A 15,116-nucleotide genomic window follows, 5' to 3' on the forward strand; every position below is an offset into this window, starting at 1 on the left:
GCGGGACCGTTTCCGGCATGAGTATTTGGACAAAGATGAAGAGCCGGGCGCGTCTTACTTGCGGGGCACGCGCGGGATGCGGGTCTGGCTGAGCCGGTAACGGGTTTCCGGATGCTGCGGCAGGCCGTGGGTTCGGCTCCAGAACGCCGGACCGCCCAGGCGGAACCAGACCGGTGCAATCAATGCAAGACCGATCGCGAAGCCGCCGGCATGTGCCCAGTAGGCGACCCCGCCCGCGTCCGGATCTGCACCAAGACCGCCGATGAACTGCATTGTGAACCAGGCCGCCAGCATGACCCAGGCCGGGATCGCGAAAACGCGGAAGAACACAATCAGGATCAGCAGAATATCCACGCGCGCCCTTGGAAACAGCAGCAGGTAGCCGCCCATGACCCCGGCGATCGCACCCGAAGCGCCAACCGTCGGCACCATGGAAACCGGGGCCGCGAGCACATGCACGAGTCCGGCCCCGATGCCGCAGGCGAGATAGAAGGCGAGGAACCTGCCATGGCCCAGCTTGTCTTCGAGATTGTCCCCGAAGATCCAGAGAAACAGCATGTTGCCGGCCAGGTGCATCCAGCCGCCGTGCAGGAAGATGGAACTTACCAGGGTGTGATAGCCGTCGCCGCTGCTGATCCGGGCCGGAATGATCGACCAGTCGAAATAGAGTTGCGACAGGGCGCGGCCGTCGGACATGATGCCCAGTTGGCTGAGAAAGACCAGCACGTTCGCCGCGATCAGCCCGTAGACGACATAGGGCGTTCGCCCGGACGGATTGTGATCGCGGATCGGAAACATGGCCGGACGCTGGGCGCAATCCCGCCCGGCGTCAAGATCGCTCAGGCATTTCCGCCCAGAAGCGCGGCGTTGCCGCCCGCCGCCGTCGTATCGACGCAGACATGGCGCTCGCCCAACACGCGGGCGATATCGGGCGTGCCGGGGATCAGGGGAACGATCGGGCCATCGCGCAGGGCGAGCGCCTTTTCGATCTTCCGGGCGGTTTCGCTGTCGCCCCACCAGAGCACCCCTCCGATGCCTGACAGCGTCGTCAGGCGGTCCGGGTCGATCTGGCCATTGGCGACGATGGCGCGCCCGCCAAGGCGACGAACGCTTTCAGCTTGCCGGCTGGCGGTCTGTGCGCCCGGTCCCATGCAGAGGATCGGCGAACGGGCCATCAGCGACAGGCGGTTGGATTCGCCGGTCGGACCAGGCAGGGTGCGGGTCGCCGGGGGTGTCGCGGTGCCGGTCGGGACGGGCAGCGCCGTTGACGGCTGCGTCCAGGTTTCGGCGCTGGTCTGCCGGTCGGGGGCGCAGAAGCGGGGCATGTAGTTGGGGCCGCCCGCCTTGGGGCCGGTACCCGAAAGACCCTCGCCGCCAAAGGGCTGGCTGCCGACAATGGCGCCGATCTGGTTACGGTTGACATAGATGTTGCCCGCATGCACCGCCTCGGTCACCTGCTGCACCCGGTCGTCGATGCGGGTGTGCAACCCGAAGGTGAGACCGTAGCCGGTGGCGTTTATATCGTCGATCACCTTGTCGAGTTGGTGCGACCTGAAGCGCGCGACATGCAGGACCGGGCCGAAGATTTCGCGGGTGAGATCGCCGATGCCGGTGACCGAGATCATCGTGGGGGCGACGAAGGTGCCGCCGGCGGGCGGGCGCAGTTCCTTGAGCACCCTTCCCTCGTTGCGGGCGGCGTCGATATGGGCGTTGATGCCTTGTTGCGCCTGCGCGTCGATCACCGGGCCTGAATCTGTCGAAAGCAGCCAGGGGTCGCCGATCGAGAGCGCGTCCATCGCGCCCCTGAGCATCTTGAGCAGGTCCTCGGCCACGTCGTCCTGCACGTAGAGGCAGCGCAGCGCCGAACAGCGCTGGCCCGCCGATTGGAAGGCGCTTTCGACGATCGCCTGCACCGCCTGTTCCGGCAACGCGGTGGAATCCACGATCATCGCGTTCAGACCGCCGGTTTCGGCGATCAGCGGCGCGCCGGGGGCGAGGTGTTCGGCCATGGCGGCGCGGATTTTCAGCGCGGTGGCGGTGGAGCCGGTGAAGGCGACGCCATCGACGCGGGGGTCGGAGGTGAGCGCGGCACCGACCGCACCACCGCCGGGCAACAGTTGCAGCGCGGTGGCGGGCACGCCGGCCCGGTGCAGCAGGGTGACGGCGAGTTGGGCGATCAGCGGGGTCTGTTCCGCCGGTTTCGCCAGCACGGCGTTGCCGGTGGCGAGGGCAGCGGCGATCTGGCCGGTGAAGATGGCCAGCGGGAAGTTCCACGGGCTGATGCAGGTGAAGGTGCCGGCGGGCGCGGCATCTGGAATGTTGGCGGCGTAGTAGCGCAGGAAATCCACCGCCTCGCGCAGCTCGGCGACGCCGTCGAGCAGGGATTTCCCGGCCTCGCGGGTGAGGATCGCGAAGATCTCGCCGAAATTTTCCTCGTAGAGATCGGCGGCGGCGTTGAGGATTTCGGCGCGTTGGGCGGCGGGGGCGCCCCAGGGTTTTACGGAGGCGAGCGCGGTCTCGATATCGGCAGCACTTGCCGGGGCCACGGTGCCGGTTTCGGTGCCATTGGCCGGGTTGGTCATGGGCTGTTCGGCATCGGGGGCGACAGGGCCGGCGAGCAGCGGCGCGGCGTTCCAGTGATGGGTCTTGAACGGCGCGCGCGCCGCGTCGATCATCTTCAGCGTCGGTGCATGAGTCAGATCGAAGCCGCGCGAGTTGCGCCGTTCGGGCAGGAACAGGTCGGCGCCAGTGGGCAGCCTAGGGGCGCTGTCGGCAAGCTGGGCGAAAGGATCGGCGGCGACGGTTTCAGGCGGTACGGTTTCATCGACGATCTGGTTGACGAAGGAGCTGTTGGCGCCGTTTTCCAAGAGGCGGCGCACCAGATAGGCCAGCAGGTCGCGATGTGCGCCGACCGGGGCGTAGATGCGGCAGCGGGTGGCGTTCCGGGTCTTGACGATCTGGTGCAGGGTTTCGCCCATGCCGTGCAGGCGCTGGAATTCGTAGGACGTGTTGTCACTCGCCATGTGCAGGATCGACGCGACGGTATGCGCGTTATGGGTGGCGAATTGCGGGTAGATGCGGTCGGTCATCCCCAAAAGCTTGCGCGCGTTGGCGATGTAGGAAATGTCGGTATGCACCTTGCGGGTGAAGACCGGGAAGCCGGTCATGCCGTCGACCTGGGCGCGTTTCACCTCGGTGTCCCAATAGGCGCCCTTGACCAGCCGCACCATGATGCGGCGGTCGTGGCGGGTGGCCATGTCATAGAGCGTGTCGATGACGATGCCGGCGCGGGGGCCATAGGCCTGCACCACCACGCCGAACCCGTCCCAGCCGGCCAGCGCCGGTTCGCCCAGCACCTCTTGGATCACGTCGAGCGACAGGGCGAGGCGGTTGGCCTCTTCGGCATCGACATTGAGCCCCATGCCGGCGGATTTGGCGAGCAGGGCGAGCGAGCGCAGGCGCGGCACAAGATCGGACATGACGCGGGCCTCCTGTGCCACCTCGTAGCGGGGGTGCAGGGCCGAGAGCTTGACCGAGATGCCGGGATTGGCGCGGATGTCGTCGGAAGTGCAGGCGGCGGCGATGGCCGAGATCGCGTGGGAATAGCTGAGATGATAGCGGGAGGCATCGGCCTCGGTGCGGGCGGCTTCGCCCAGCATGTCGTAGCTGTAGGTATAGCCCTTGGCCTCCATGCCGGCGGCGCGTTTCATCGCCGAATCGATGGTTTCGCCCAGCACGAACTGCCGGCCCATCTCCTTCATCGCGCGGGTGGTGGCGGTGCGGATCACCGGTTCGCCCAGCCGCTTGATGGCACCGCGCAGGGCGCGCACCGGGCTGGGGCGGTCATCGTCGAGCACCTTGCCGGTGAGCATCAGCGCCCAGGTGCTGGCATTGACCAGCGAGGAGGAGGAATGGCCCAGGTGCTTGCCCCAATCGCTGGGGGCGATCTTGTCCTCGATCAGCGCGTCGATCGTGTCGGCATCGGGCACCCGCAAGAGCGCCTCGGCCAGGCACATCAGCGCGATTCCCTCGTCGGTGGAGAGGCCGTATTCGGCGAGGAACACTTCCATCAGGCCGGGCGCGGTGCTGGCGCGGATGTTGCGCACGAGGTCGGCGCCGGCGGCGCGGATCGCCGCGCGGTCGGCAGCCGACAGCCCGGCCTCTTCGATCAAGCGGGCGATGACGGCGGCTTCATCGGCGAATTTCTCGGCATCGATGCGGTGGCGAAGAGTGGGTGTGGCGGTCATATCGGGTCTCCGGGTTGTCCGGGCACTATAGACGGAAATATCCGGGCGATTGTCCTGAAAATGGTCTATGCTCGGGCGAAATGGCTGAAGATAAGGGAAAATGCGATGCAAATGGACTGGCCGGGGCTCGACCGCTATGATCGGAAGATTCTCGAGGTGCTGTCGGAGGACGGGCGCATCAGCATCGCCGATCTCGCCCGACGGATCGGGTTGAGCAAATCACCCACCCAGGCAAGGCTGCGCAGGCTGGAAGGCGAAGGCGTCATAACCGGCTACCGGGCGCTGATCGACCCGATCCGGTTGGGTCTGGATCACGTCGCCTTCGTCGAAGTCCGCCTGAAAGACACGCGGGAAGCGGCCCTTGCGGCGTTCAACGCGGCGGTCGCGAAAATCGGCGAAATAGAGCAGGTGCACCTGATCGCCGGGAGTTTCGATTACCTGATGAAGATACGAACCCGGTCGATGAGCGAATACCGCCTTGTTCTGGCGGAAAAAATATCGACACTGCCGCATGTTTCCGGAACCTCGACCTATGTGGCCATGCAGGCGGTGAAGGAAGACGCGTCGCTCGGTCCGCTCGGAAACGTGACTTGACCGCGGGCGGTCGACGGTCAGCATATGAACCATGAAACGGTTCGGCATATCGCTGCTCACCGGCATCCTGTCGTCCGGCCCGGTCCTTGCGGACGGATGCCCAGCGGCACCGGACCATTCCGGTCGTCTGAAGGACCTGGTCGCGCAGATTCGGGCCGCGACGACGGAAACCCAGGCGCGCGACCTGTCAAACCAGATGTGGGCGCTTTGGGCCGATGCGCCGGACGAACCGTCCCAGGAAATGCTTGACCACGGGATGAGTCGCCGCGGCGCCTATGATTTTCTGGGCGCGCTCGAATCCTTCAACCGGCTGGTGGATTATTGCCCGCACTATGCCGAAGGCTACAACCAGCGGGCCTTTGTCAACTACCTGCGGCACGACTTTGCCGCCGCGCTGATCGATCTCGATCAGGCCATCGCCCTGTCGCCCAATCATGTCGCCGCGATTTCGGGACGCGCCCTGACCCTGCTCGGGTTGAACCGGCTGGACGAGGCGCGCGAGGACATGGCGCGCGCGCTGGAGCTGAACCCCTGGTTGCCGGAGCGCGGTCTGGCCGCGCCGGGCGGACCGCTGGCCCCGCCCGGCAAGGATATCTGACAGCGCGCCGCTGGCGCGGCGGATCGGGCGCAAAGGTTGCGCGTCCGGCGCGAAACGGTCAATGTCCCCTGTGCGCAGCCTGAGGAAGACCGCCGAGATGACTGGACATGATTCCGACCTGGATGCGTTGATCGCCTGCCCGGTCTGCGATGCGTTGTATCGCATGGCCGAGGTGCCCAACGGCGGCAGGGCCCGGTGCCGGCGCTGCGACACCGTGCTGATGGCGCCGCGCGCAGGGGCGATGACCCAGATCGTGATGCTGTCGGCGACGGCGCTGATCCTGATGATCGCCGCGATCTTCTTTCCGTTTCTGGAAATGAGCACCGGGGGAGTCGACCGCCGCAGTTCGGTGATCGACGCCATCCTGGCTTATTCCAACGGGCTGATGCTGCCGTTGTCCGTTGCCGTGGCGTCGCTGATCGTCATCCTGCCGACGCTGCGCCTGATGGCGATTCTTTACGCGATCGGGCCGATGATGATCGGCCATGCGCCCTGGCGCCATGCGACAGAGGCATTCCGGCTGGCGACTGCGCTGAAACCCTGGGCGATGGCCGAGGTGTTCATCGTCGGGGTCGCCGTCGCCCTGGTCAAGATGTCCGGCCTGGCAACGGTGTCCATGGGGCCGGCCTTCTGGGCCTTTGTTGCGCTGGTTCTGGTGACGACGCTCAAGGACACGTTCATGTGCAGGCTCACGGTCTGGAAAACCATCGAGGAGCGCCAGCGATGACATCGGTGGCAGATTCCGGCGCAGGGCCGCAAACCGACACGCATTTCCGTGATCCACCAGCGCAGGCGCCGGCTCTGACGGCGCGCAGTGCCGGCCTCGTGGCGTGCACGAGCTGCGGCCGGGTGCACAGGCCTGACGAACCGGTCTGCGTGCGCTGCGGCTCCGCATTGTCGAGCCGAGACAGGAAAAGCCTGCAAAAGGTCTGGGCCTGGTTGGTCGCCGGACTGATCTGCTATGTGCCCGCCAATATCTATACGATGATGCGCACGTCCATGTTTGGATACGAGCTTGACAGCACCATCGTCGGCGGGGTGATCGACCTGATCGAATACCAAAGCTATAGCGTGGCAGTGATCGTCTTTTTCGCGTCGGTGATGATCCCGATCGGCAAGTTCATCGCGATCGCCTTTCTGGCCTACAGCGTTCACAACCCGGCGATTCTGGGTGGCCGCGCGCGGCAACGCCTCTATGATGTCGTCGAGTTCATCGGCCGGTGGTCGATGATCGATGTCTTCGTCGTCGCGATCCTGTCGTCGCTCGTGCAGTTCAATTTCATCGCGACGATCAATCCGGGAATCGCCGCGGTGTCTTTCGCCTTGTCGGTTGCATTCACCATGCTTTCCGCCCAAAGCTTCGATTCCAGATTGATCTGGGACGCAGACGAGATCGCAGACGCATGACAGACGAATTCGCACCGGGGGACCTGGACGTGCAGGCCGCCAGACCATCGCGCTGGCGCAATCTGTCGGTGGTCTGGCTGGTTCCGGTCCTGGCCCTGGCCGTATCGCTGGCGGTCGCCTGGCGCAGCTTTGCCGATCGCGGCGAACTGATCGAGATCGTGTTCCAGAACGCGGCGGGCGTGACGGCCGGCGAAACGACTCTGAACTACCGCGAAGTCGTCATCGGAAAGGTGGAAAAGGTGGGGTTCACCGACGATCTGGAACAGGTGGTCGTAACGGCGCGAGTGGACAAGACGATCGCGCCCTTTCTGAATTCCAGCGCGCAGTTCTGGGTGGTGCGGCCCGAAGTGTCCGCCTCGGGGGTGTCCGGGCTCTCGACGGTTCTGTCGGGCGTCTACATCGAAGGGACCTGGGACAGGTCCGGCGGACCGGCGCTGACCCGGTTCCAGGGTCTCGAGCAACGGCCGCTGATCGGGCTGAACAACCAGGGCACCCGGATCACGCTGCAAACCGAGGACGGCAGCATCATGTCGGCCGGAATGCCGGTGTTCTACCGCGGCGTCGCGGTCGGCCGGACCGAAAAACCACGCCTGGACGACTCCGGGGCGGTGGTGCTTCTGGAAGCGTTCGTCGAAGCGCCCCACGATCGGTTTCTGACCACGGCCACCCGGTTCTGGGATACCTCCGGGTTTTCGGTGTCCTTTGGCGCCGGCGGCCTGAAGCTGGACGTGGGGAGTTTCGCGACGCTTGTCACCGGCGGCATTGCCTTTGACACGTTTTTTTCGGGTGGCCAGCCCATCGAATCCGGACAGATCTACGAACTCCATGCCGACCGGAGCGCCGCCCGCGAGGACGCGTTTTCCCGCGCGTCCGGCAACGTCGTGACCCTTGCCACTACCTTTGACGGCGGCGTGTCCGGACTGTCGCCCGGCACGGCCCTGCAATACGAAGGGCTGAAGATCGGAAAGGTCTCGGCGCTTTCGGCTTTCGTGACCGGGGAAGGTCGGGACATGCGGGTGAACCAGAAAGTGATCCTGGAGGTCGAACCGGAATTGATGGGCCTGCCGGACGACGCCACGCTTGCCGATGTGCTCGACCTGCTGGAACCGGCGGTCGAAGCGGGGCTGCGCGCACGGGTTTCCAGCGCCAATCTGCTGGGGTCGTCCCTGATCGTAGAACTGGTCGAGATTGAGGATGCTGCGCCCGCGACGCTGGATCTCGAGGCCGATCCCTATCCGACGATCCCCAGTGTGCAATCCGATCTGAAGGACATCAACGCCACCCTGGAAGGGGTCATGAAGCGGGTGAACAGCCTCAAGATCGAAGACCTGATCGAGCAGGCGATCCGTGCGATGGCCAGCATCGAAGCAATCGCCTCGGACGAGAGACTGCGTGAAGTCCCCGAACAGATCGCCGGGATTCTCGAAGACGCGCGGGCGCTGATCGGCAGCGAGGAAACGCGCGCCTTGCCCGGCGAACTGCGCGACACGATCGCCGACTTGCGCGCGACCGTGAAACGGATCACGACCGACGGCGTGATCGAACGGCTCGTGTCGACCCTCAAGAGCGCGGATGCGGCGATGGCGAACCTGTCCACGGCCTCCGATGAGTTTCCGGCACTGGTGGCCGACCTGCGCGCGGTCGTGGCCAAGGCGAACGATCTCAAGGCGCAGGAACTGATCGAATCCGCTACTGCTTTCCTGGACAGCGCGGATGCCCTGATCGCCACCGAGGATGCGCGCGCCGTGCCCGCCTCGCTGAACGCGTCGCTGGACGAACTTCGCACGCTTCTGGGGGAATTGCGCGAAGGCGGGGCCGTGGACAACGCCAACGGTGCGTTGGCCTCGGTGCGCTCGGCCTCCGACAGCCTGGACAGGGCGACACAGAACCTTCCGGAACTGACGGCCCGGTTGGACCGGCTGATCGCAAGATCCGAAGACCTTGTCACGGCCTATGGCACCCGGTCGGATTTCAACGCCGAAACCCTGTCGATGCTGCGCGAAGTGCGGTCCGCGGCCCGCACCATCACCGCGCTGGCCCGGTCGCTCGAACGCAGCCCCAATTCCATTCTTTTCGGAAAGTGAAGCCATGACCGCCTGTTTTCCCGCCCGTCTGATGCTTCTCCTGTCGCTCGCGGTGGCGGCCTGCGGCGACAATTCGGCGCGCTTTCTGCTGGACACGCCGCCGCCCCAGCAGAAGACCGGCGTCAGGGTATCGACCATCGAAATCCGCGACGTGACGCTGCCCGCCTATGCGGCGGCGTCCGAGATCATGGTCCAGTCCGAAGACGGGGCCTTGCGCCCGGTGTCGCAGGCCGTCTGGGCGGACGACCCGGTGCGCGCGGTGACGCTGTCCCTGGCGCGCGATCTCGAGGCGGTTTCGACGGCGACGGTTTCGACCGAACCCTGGCCGCTGGCCGATCCGGCGCAGGTGCGGATCGACGTGCGCCTTGACCGCATGGTGGCCCGGAACGACGGGCAGTTCCAACTGGCCGGCCAGTTCGCGATTGCTGCGCCGGACGGCGCGGTGCGCGAGTCGATCAACAGGTTCGACATCATGCAACCGATTGCCGGAGATACACCGGACGCAATCGCGCGGGCCACGAGCTCTGCGCTGCTGGCGCTGGCGCGGCAGATCGCAGCCCGGCTGGGGCGCTGAGCACATCCGGCCAGCGGTCCGCATAAGGCGTTGAGATGGCGTTCTTTCTGCTCTAGTAAGTGGGTCTGATGCGGGCGTGATGGAATGGTGGACATACCAGACCTAAAATCCCGGCATCTCGTCCGGGAAGTGAATTGTTTTCAGCGTCTTAGGGCGGTAGGGAGAATCTCGGGTCCGAAAAAGGCCCCGAACGCGCCGTGCGGGCGTGGTGGAATGGTAGACACAAGCGACTTAAAATCGCTAGAGCGTAGCTCGTGCGGGTTCGACTCCCGCCGCCCGCACCAGTTTTTTGCTTATTGGGAGGCGGATAGGGCAAGGAGAAAGGGAAATCAGTTCTATCATTATTTGACCAGCGCCTATGTTGGCAAATTATCTGGTCAACCCCTTTCGCATCGCGCAGCCCTCGACATGTGCGGTTTTTGTCGATCGTTCGAACGACGGTTTGGGCTCGATATGGACGACTTAGTCGCGACGACCTACGATCTTACTTCTACGCTTGAAGCAATTTCTACGGAAAGAAATGAGCGGAACGCTTTAAACCCAATCCATCAGATGCCAGTCCGGACCGGCCAGCTTCAACGAGCTTTCGGCAAACCCTGCCGTCTGCCGCGGCGGCGGACCGGACATGCCCGGGACGCCCTTCGCCCTTCATCGTCAGACAGGTCCGGATCGCCGCGTCGCCGCCGACCACGTTTCCCGCTCGGTGGCGGCGTCCGGTTCATCTCGGGATCGAACCAGACCGAAAGCGATCCGCGCCGCTTCAACGCTTCACTGCAAGCCGACCCGTTCGCGGTCTTGTGCTTCGTGGGAGCCCAACGGCTCATGCCGCCCGGCTCTCATGCTGGATGCATGCGGTGAAGCCCTCAGTCGATTTGTGCGGCAAGGGCCGGAAGCGCCAATGGTCTTCATCGATTGACACAAATCACGCAGAAGAATTGACAGGAAGATCCCTTCTGCCTCCCATCAGCACACCCGCTCCACATAATCTGCCCAACGCTGCATCAGTTCGCGCCGCTGCTCCAGGAAATCCGTCCGCTTGTAGGACCGTTCCACCTTGCCCCCGGTTCTGTGCGCGAGACAGGCCTCGGCCACCTCCCAGGGGACGTTGGCGGCCTCCGAACACCAGTTCCCGAAACTCGAGCGGAAACCGTGAGGGCGCGCCTCCATGCCGCGCCGCTCCATCAGGCGGGCATGGTGGCGTCGGAAATCACGCCTTTCCTGACGCTCGGGAAGAAATATCCGTCGCGCTTGTATTCGGCGGCCTGCTCGACAATTCTCAGGGCCTGCGTTGAAAGCGGGCACCGGAAATCCGTGCCGGCATCGTGCCGCCCTTTCATGACCTCGGCGGGCACGACCCAGATGTCCCCCTGTACTTGCTCTTCCCGCAGAAAACGGAGCGGCCGCGAGCGCGTCCAGATTGTCCGGATCAGCAGGCGCAGGGCCAGGTGCGCGACCGTTCCCTGGTCCAGCGAGGCGTAGAAGACGGGCACCTCCGACCACGGCAGGAACGGGGTGTGGGTGACCCGGTGGCGTTGGGCGCCCAGCAGCGCGCGCCTTCGCCGGCGCCTGCAGATCGACGTCGAGGCCCGGCGCCGCACCGTGCTGGAGGCAGACGGCCAGGCGATCCATCGCCTTCTTGGCGGTCGCCGCCTTGTTGTGCCAGATCGGGGCGAGGGCGTTGCGAATGTCGATCTGGTCGATCTCGGCCACGGGCACCTTGCCGAGCTTTGGCAACACGTGAAGTTCAAGCGGCGAGAACCAGCATCCCGCCTTGCCGTCGCCTTTCAGCCCGGCCTTGCGCGCTTCCAAGCAATCCCGCGCCACATCCTTCAACTGGTGCAGATTGCGTTCAGCCTGAAGACGCTGCCGCTCACGTTCCTTGATCGGTTCCTTGCCTTCCTGGGCCACCGCGCGCCACGTCTCGGCCTCCCTGCGCGCCTCTTTCAGGGAAACAGCGGGCAGCCCTCCCAAGCCATCTCCCGTCGCCGTCTGTGAGCTGTCAAGCGAAGCACCCACTGCGCGCCACCATCCCGGCACTGGTGAAGCCAGAGTCCGCCACCATCGGAATGTTTTCCCAAGGGTGCGGATTTGACGAAAGCCGCCGAAAGTTTGTTCAATGCCCTGCTCAACCTGTCCCCCTCTCTGTCCACCCCAGGATGTGGGATGCCTTGATGCATCGTGATACCATGAGAAACGGAAAATTGATTAAAAACAGACGAATACACCATGTACCAGACATCATGAGACAACAAGATATAGGGCTTCAATGCGCACCACCCGCACCAGCAACCTGAAAAGCGGACCCAAGGGCGACCTTTCAGAACGTGGCGCATGGGGTCCGGCGATGGCGGGCCATCGCGGGTTCGCGAGACCAGTCCGGGCCTTGCGGAAACAATGGACAGAGTCGGGAAAACCGGGAAGATATCCGCCAGTGAACCTGCGGCCGAAGTGGTTGAACAAGAGAACGCCGATGCGCCAAACGATATTCTCCCTGTTGTGTTGTCTTTTCGCGGTGTTGGTCGTGACCCCGCTCGCCGCGACGGCCCAGCAGGCGCAGGAACAAAACCCCTGCGCGCTACCGTCCTACCGGACGGATGTCCGGCCCGATCCCACCGGCGAACCGACCGAGGTCCTGATCGGCATGCGGCTGGTCGATCTGCTGGCGATCAACGACGTGGATCAGACCATTTCACTGGACCTGTCGATCAGGATGCAATGGACGGACAGCCGTCTGGCGGCCTGGGAAGGCTGCAAGTTGCCGATCGGGTCGATCTGGTTTCCCAAGCTCGCCCTGAAGAACTCGGGCAGGATTTTCGAACGCTGGCCGGACATGGTCAGCGTCGGGGAGGGCGGCCGCATCATCTATCTGCAGCGGTCCTCGGGGACGTTTTCGAGTTACCACAAACTCGGGGAGTTCCCGTTCGACACGCAGAATATCTCGCTGCATTTCTTTCCGCTGGATTGGAGCGCCGAGAAACTGGTGTTCATGAATGATACCGCCTTCACCGGTGCGTCCGAGGTGCTGAACATCTCGGACTGGCAGTTTCTCGGGATCAAGGCGGCTCTGCGCGAGGCGAATTTCGAGTTTCTGGACCAGGTTCGCGCCGGCTATGACCTGACGATCACCGCCAAGCGGCACCTGAGTTTCTACATGTGGAAGATATTTCTTCCGATCACCATGATCGTGATGATGTCCTGGTCGGTCTTCTGGATCGACCCGGCGCAATACGGCACGCAGATCGGGCTGTCCGCAACGACGGTTCTGACGATGGTGGCGTTCATCTTCGCCACGACCAGCATGCTTCCGAGCCTTGGGTATTTCACGATGCTGGACCGCTACATCGCTTTGGCGACGCTGTTCGTGTTTCTGGCCCTGCTGCAATCGCTGACAACCAGTTTTCTGGTGTCGCGGAAACACGTGGAACAAGCGAAGACACTGGATATCGTCAGCCGTTTCGCCTTCCCGATCGGATTTGTCGCGATTTGCTGGCTGGTCTATTCCAAGGCGATCTAGGCAACGGGCGGCCTGCCTGCAATCCCGTCGCCGTGATCATGATTTCCGCAAGAGCGCCCCTGCGGCCGTGGCCGCCGAAAACAGAAAGGCCGCCACGCAGACGATACTGGGTCCGGTGGGCGTGTCCAGCATCAGCGCGCCCCACAGTCCGCCCAGAACCGACCCCATGCCGATGAGCGTCGCGCCGACCGCCATCGCTTCGGGCGTGCGCACGAGCGGCCGGGCCGCCGCCGCGGGAATCACCAGGAGGGCGGCGATCAGAAGCACGCCCACCACCTTGATGGCCACCGCGACCACGATGGCCAGCGCCAGGGTCATGGCGAATTCCTCGCGCCGCGGGTTGACGCCACTGGCGCGCGCAAGGTCGGGATTGAGGGTCGCCGCGAGAAGAGCGGACCAGCGCCAGGACATAAGCGTCAGAACCAGCGCGGCGCCCGCCCAGATCACCAGGAGATCCGACCGGGTCACGGCGAGGATGTCGCCGAACAGGAAGGCCATGAGATCCAGGCGCACATCGGCCATCAGGGCGACCGCGACCAGTCCGATCGCCAATGCGCTGTGCGCCATGACCCCAAGGACCGTATCCATCGCGTATCCGCGGCCGGTCAGGGCCGACACGGCGCTGGCCATGATCAGCGCGGCGGTCAGGATCATCGGCAGCACCGGGAGGCTCAGAGACAGGGCCAGCGCCACGCCCAGGATCGCGGCATGGGCCGTCGCCTCGCCGAAATAGGCCATGCGCCGCCAGACGACGAAACAGCCCAGAGGCGCCGCTGCCAGAGCCACGCCGAGACCGGCCAGCGCGGCCCGGATCAGGAAGTCATCCAGCATCAGGCGGACTTTTCGTGATCGTGACCATGGTCGTGATCATGGTCATGCCTGTGGCTGTGTTCGTGACGGTAGAGCGCCAATGCGCCCCTGGTGCCGGTTCCGAACAGGGCGCGATATTCGGGCGCGCTGGCGACGGTCTCCGGCGCGCCTTCGCAGCAGACATGGCCGTTGATGCACAGCACCCTGTCGGACGCCGCCATGACCACATGCAGGTCGTGACTGACCATCACAACCGCGCAGCCGAGTTCGCGCCGCACCTCTTCGATCTGCCGATAGAATGCAGCGGATCCGGGCTGGTCCAGACCCTGCGTGGCTTCGTCCAGCAGCAGAAGTTCCGGTCGTTCCATCAATGCGCGCGCCAGGAGAACCCGCTGGAACTGACCGCCCGACAGGTCGGCCATTTGCCGTGGACCGAGATCGGGAACGCCTGCCTGTTCCAGCGCGCGCGCCGCGGTGGCGTTGTCGATCCGACGGGGCAGGGACAGGAACCGCCGGACCGTCATCGGCAGCGCGCCGTCGATCGCAAGTTTCTGCGGGACATATCCGATGCGCAGGCCGGCGCGTTTCCTGACGAATCCGTCGGCCGGCCGGATCGCCCCGATCAGGGCGCGCAGGAGCGTCGATTTGCCGGACCCGTTGGGACCCACCACGGTCACGATCTCACCCGGCGCGATGTCGATGTTCACATCCCGAAGGACGGTGCGATTGTTCACGTCGATCCGGAGGTTCCGCGTGGAAACCAGCGCGGCCGGCGTCATGCCGACCCCTCGGCGCAGGCAGGGCACAGGCCTTCGGCCTCCACCACGATCCGTTCGATGACAAAGCCGGAATGGCGCGCGGCGATGCCCAGCCGGCCCTGGTTCAGTTCGGTTTCCGCTTCGGCGACGGCCTTGCAGCCGCGGCAGACCAGAAAGGCCGGCGCATGGTCGCGGTCGGCGTGAACGCAGGCGGTGTAGGCGTTCAATTGCTCGATCCGGTGGGCCAGCCCGTTCTGCACGAGAAAGTCGAGCGCACGGTAGACCGCGGGGGGCTGCGAGCCGAGACCGTCTTTCGCCAGTTCGGCGAGTATCCCGTAGGCCCCGAGTGCCCGATGTTCCTGAAGAAGGATTTCCAGAACCCGCCGCCGCACCGGAGTGAATTGCAGTTTGCGTTGCGCGCACAGGGTTTCGGCCGCTTTCAATGCGTCCGCGATACAATGCGAATGATCGTGTGTTGGAAATCCGATCGCGTTCATGGCCTGGTCCAAGGAGTGTTTTGTCTATTGATA

14 protein-coding genes, 1 tRNA gene and 2 pseudogenes are annotated in these 15,116 nt (G+C 64.5%); 8 read left to right on the forward strand and 9 right to left on the reverse strand.

Annotated elements, in window-relative coordinates:
- Positions 1–54: 54 nt before the first annotated feature.
- Both QO034_RS14835 and putA read right to left on the reverse strand, forming a co-directional pair.
- Positions 55–798 (reverse strand): rhomboid family intramembrane serine protease, encoded by a 744-nt coding sequence (locus QO034_RS14835; RefSeq protein WP_284486315.1) that lies wholly within the window; start codon positions 796–798, stop codon positions 55–57.
- 41 nt (positions 799–839) lie between these two features.
- A complete protein-coding gene (gene putA / locus QO034_RS14840; protein WP_284486316.1) occupies positions 840–4,247 on the reverse strand; it encodes a bifunctional proline dehydrogenase/L-glutamate gamma-semialdehyde dehydrogenase PutA in 3,408 nt (1,135 codons plus the stop codon).
- A gap of 105 nt (positions 4,248–4,352) precedes the next feature.
- On the opposite strand from putA, the gene QO034_RS14845 reads away from it, so the two are divergent.
- From QO034_RS14845 to QO034_RS14875, 7 genes are all read left to right on the forward strand, one after another.
- Positions 4,353–4,841 carry an Lrp/AsnC family transcriptional regulator gene (locus tag QO034_RS14845; protein ID WP_284486317.1) on the forward strand — a complete coding sequence of 163 codons (489 nt, stop codon included), beginning with the start codon at positions 4,353–4,355 and terminating at the stop codon, positions 4,839–4,841.
- A 31-nt stretch (positions 4,842–4,872) separates the two neighbouring features.
- A complete protein-coding gene (locus QO034_RS14850; protein WP_284486318.1) occupies positions 4,873–5,439 on the forward strand; it encodes a tetratricopeptide repeat protein in 567 nt (188 codons plus the stop codon).
- A gap of 97 nt (positions 5,440–5,536) precedes the next feature.
- Positions 5,537–6,166 carry a paraquat-inducible protein A gene (locus QO034_RS14855; RefSeq protein WP_284486319.1) on the forward strand — a complete coding sequence of 210 codons (630 nt, stop codon included), beginning with the start codon at positions 5,537–5,539 and terminating at the stop codon, positions 6,164–6,166.
- On the forward strand, positions 6,163–6,846 hold the full coding sequence (locus tag QO034_RS14860) for a paraquat-inducible protein A (RefSeq protein WP_284486320.1): 684 nt from the start codon (positions 6,163–6,165) through the stop codon (positions 6,844–6,846). The genes QO034_RS14855 and QO034_RS14860 overlap by 4 nt, the downstream gene beginning before the upstream one ends.
- On the forward strand, positions 6,843–8,930 hold the full coding sequence (locus QO034_RS14865; RefSeq protein ID WP_284486321.1) for an MlaD family protein: 2,088 nt from the start codon (positions 6,843–6,845) through the stop codon (positions 8,928–8,930). Before QO034_RS14860 ends, QO034_RS14865 begins: the two co-directional genes overlap by 4 nt.
- A 4-nt stretch (positions 8,931–8,934) precedes the next feature.
- The gene (locus QO034_RS14870) at positions 8,935–9,504 is read left to right on the forward strand and encodes a PqiC family protein (protein ID WP_284486322.1); all 570 of its coding nucleotides are present in this window, start codon (positions 8,935–8,937) and stop codon (positions 9,502–9,504) included.
- A 199-nt stretch (positions 9,505–9,703) separates the two neighbouring features.
- Positions 9,704–9,788 (forward strand) — tRNA-Leu (locus QO034_RS14875).
- Between the two features lie 256 nt (positions 9,789–10,044).
- Here the strand turns inward: QO034_RS14875 and QO034_RS23365 are convergent.
- The 4 genes and pseudogenes from QO034_RS23365 to QO034_RS23370 all read right to left on the reverse strand — a co-directional run.
- A pseudogene (locus QO034_RS23365) lies at positions 10,045–10,328 on the reverse strand (transposase); the annotation flags it as partial.
- A gap of 139 nt (positions 10,329–10,467) precedes the next feature.
- The gene (locus QO034_RS23295; RefSeq protein WP_321170014.1) at positions 10,468–10,671 is read right to left on the reverse strand and encodes an integrase; all 204 of its coding nucleotides are present in this window, start codon (positions 10,669–10,671) and stop codon (positions 10,468–10,470) included.
- A gap of 14 nt (positions 10,672–10,685) precedes the next feature.
- On the reverse strand, positions 10,686–10,994 hold the full coding sequence (locus tag QO034_RS23300) for a hypothetical protein (protein WP_321170015.1): 309 nt from the start codon (positions 10,992–10,994) through the stop codon (positions 10,686–10,688).
- A gap of 154 nt (positions 10,995–11,148) precedes the next feature.
- Positions 11,149–11,541 (reverse strand): annotated as a pseudogene (locus tag QO034_RS23370) (phage integrase central domain-containing protein); the annotation flags it as partial.
- Between the two features lie 433 nt (positions 11,542–11,974).
- Here QO034_RS23370 and QO034_RS14890 point away from each other — a divergent pair.
- Positions 11,975–13,018 carry a ligand-gated ion channel gene (locus QO034_RS14890; protein ID WP_284486323.1) on the forward strand — a complete coding sequence of 348 codons (1,044 nt, stop codon included), beginning with the start codon at positions 11,975–11,977 and terminating at the stop codon, positions 13,016–13,018.
- A gap of 36 nt (positions 13,019–13,054) precedes the next feature.
- Here QO034_RS14890 and QO034_RS14895 read toward each other — a convergent pair whose 3' ends face one another.
- From QO034_RS14895 to QO034_RS14905, 3 genes are read right to left on the reverse strand one after another with little or no spacing between them, the layout of a single operon-like run.
- On the reverse strand, positions 13,055–13,849 hold the full coding sequence (locus QO034_RS14895; RefSeq protein ID WP_284486324.1) for a metal ABC transporter permease: 795 nt from the start codon (positions 13,847–13,849) through the stop codon (positions 13,055–13,057).
- Positions 13,849–14,607 (reverse strand): metal ABC transporter ATP-binding protein, encoded by a 759-nt coding sequence (locus QO034_RS14900; RefSeq protein ID WP_284486325.1) that lies wholly within the window; start codon positions 14,605–14,607, stop codon positions 13,849–13,851. Before QO034_RS14900 ends, QO034_RS14895 begins: the two co-directional genes overlap by 1 nt.
- On the reverse strand, positions 14,604–15,083 hold the full coding sequence (locus QO034_RS14905; protein WP_284486326.1) for a Fur family transcriptional regulator: 480 nt from the start codon (positions 15,081–15,083) through the stop codon (positions 14,604–14,606). Before QO034_RS14905 ends, QO034_RS14900 begins: the two co-directional genes overlap by 4 nt.
- Between the last annotated feature and the right edge of the window lie 33 nt (positions 15,084–15,116).

The organism is Sedimentitalea xiamensis (assembly GCF_030164465.1).
GTDB classification, from domain to species: Bacteria; Pseudomonadota; Alphaproteobacteria; order Rhodobacterales; family Rhodobacteraceae; genus Sedimentitalea; species Sedimentitalea xiamensis.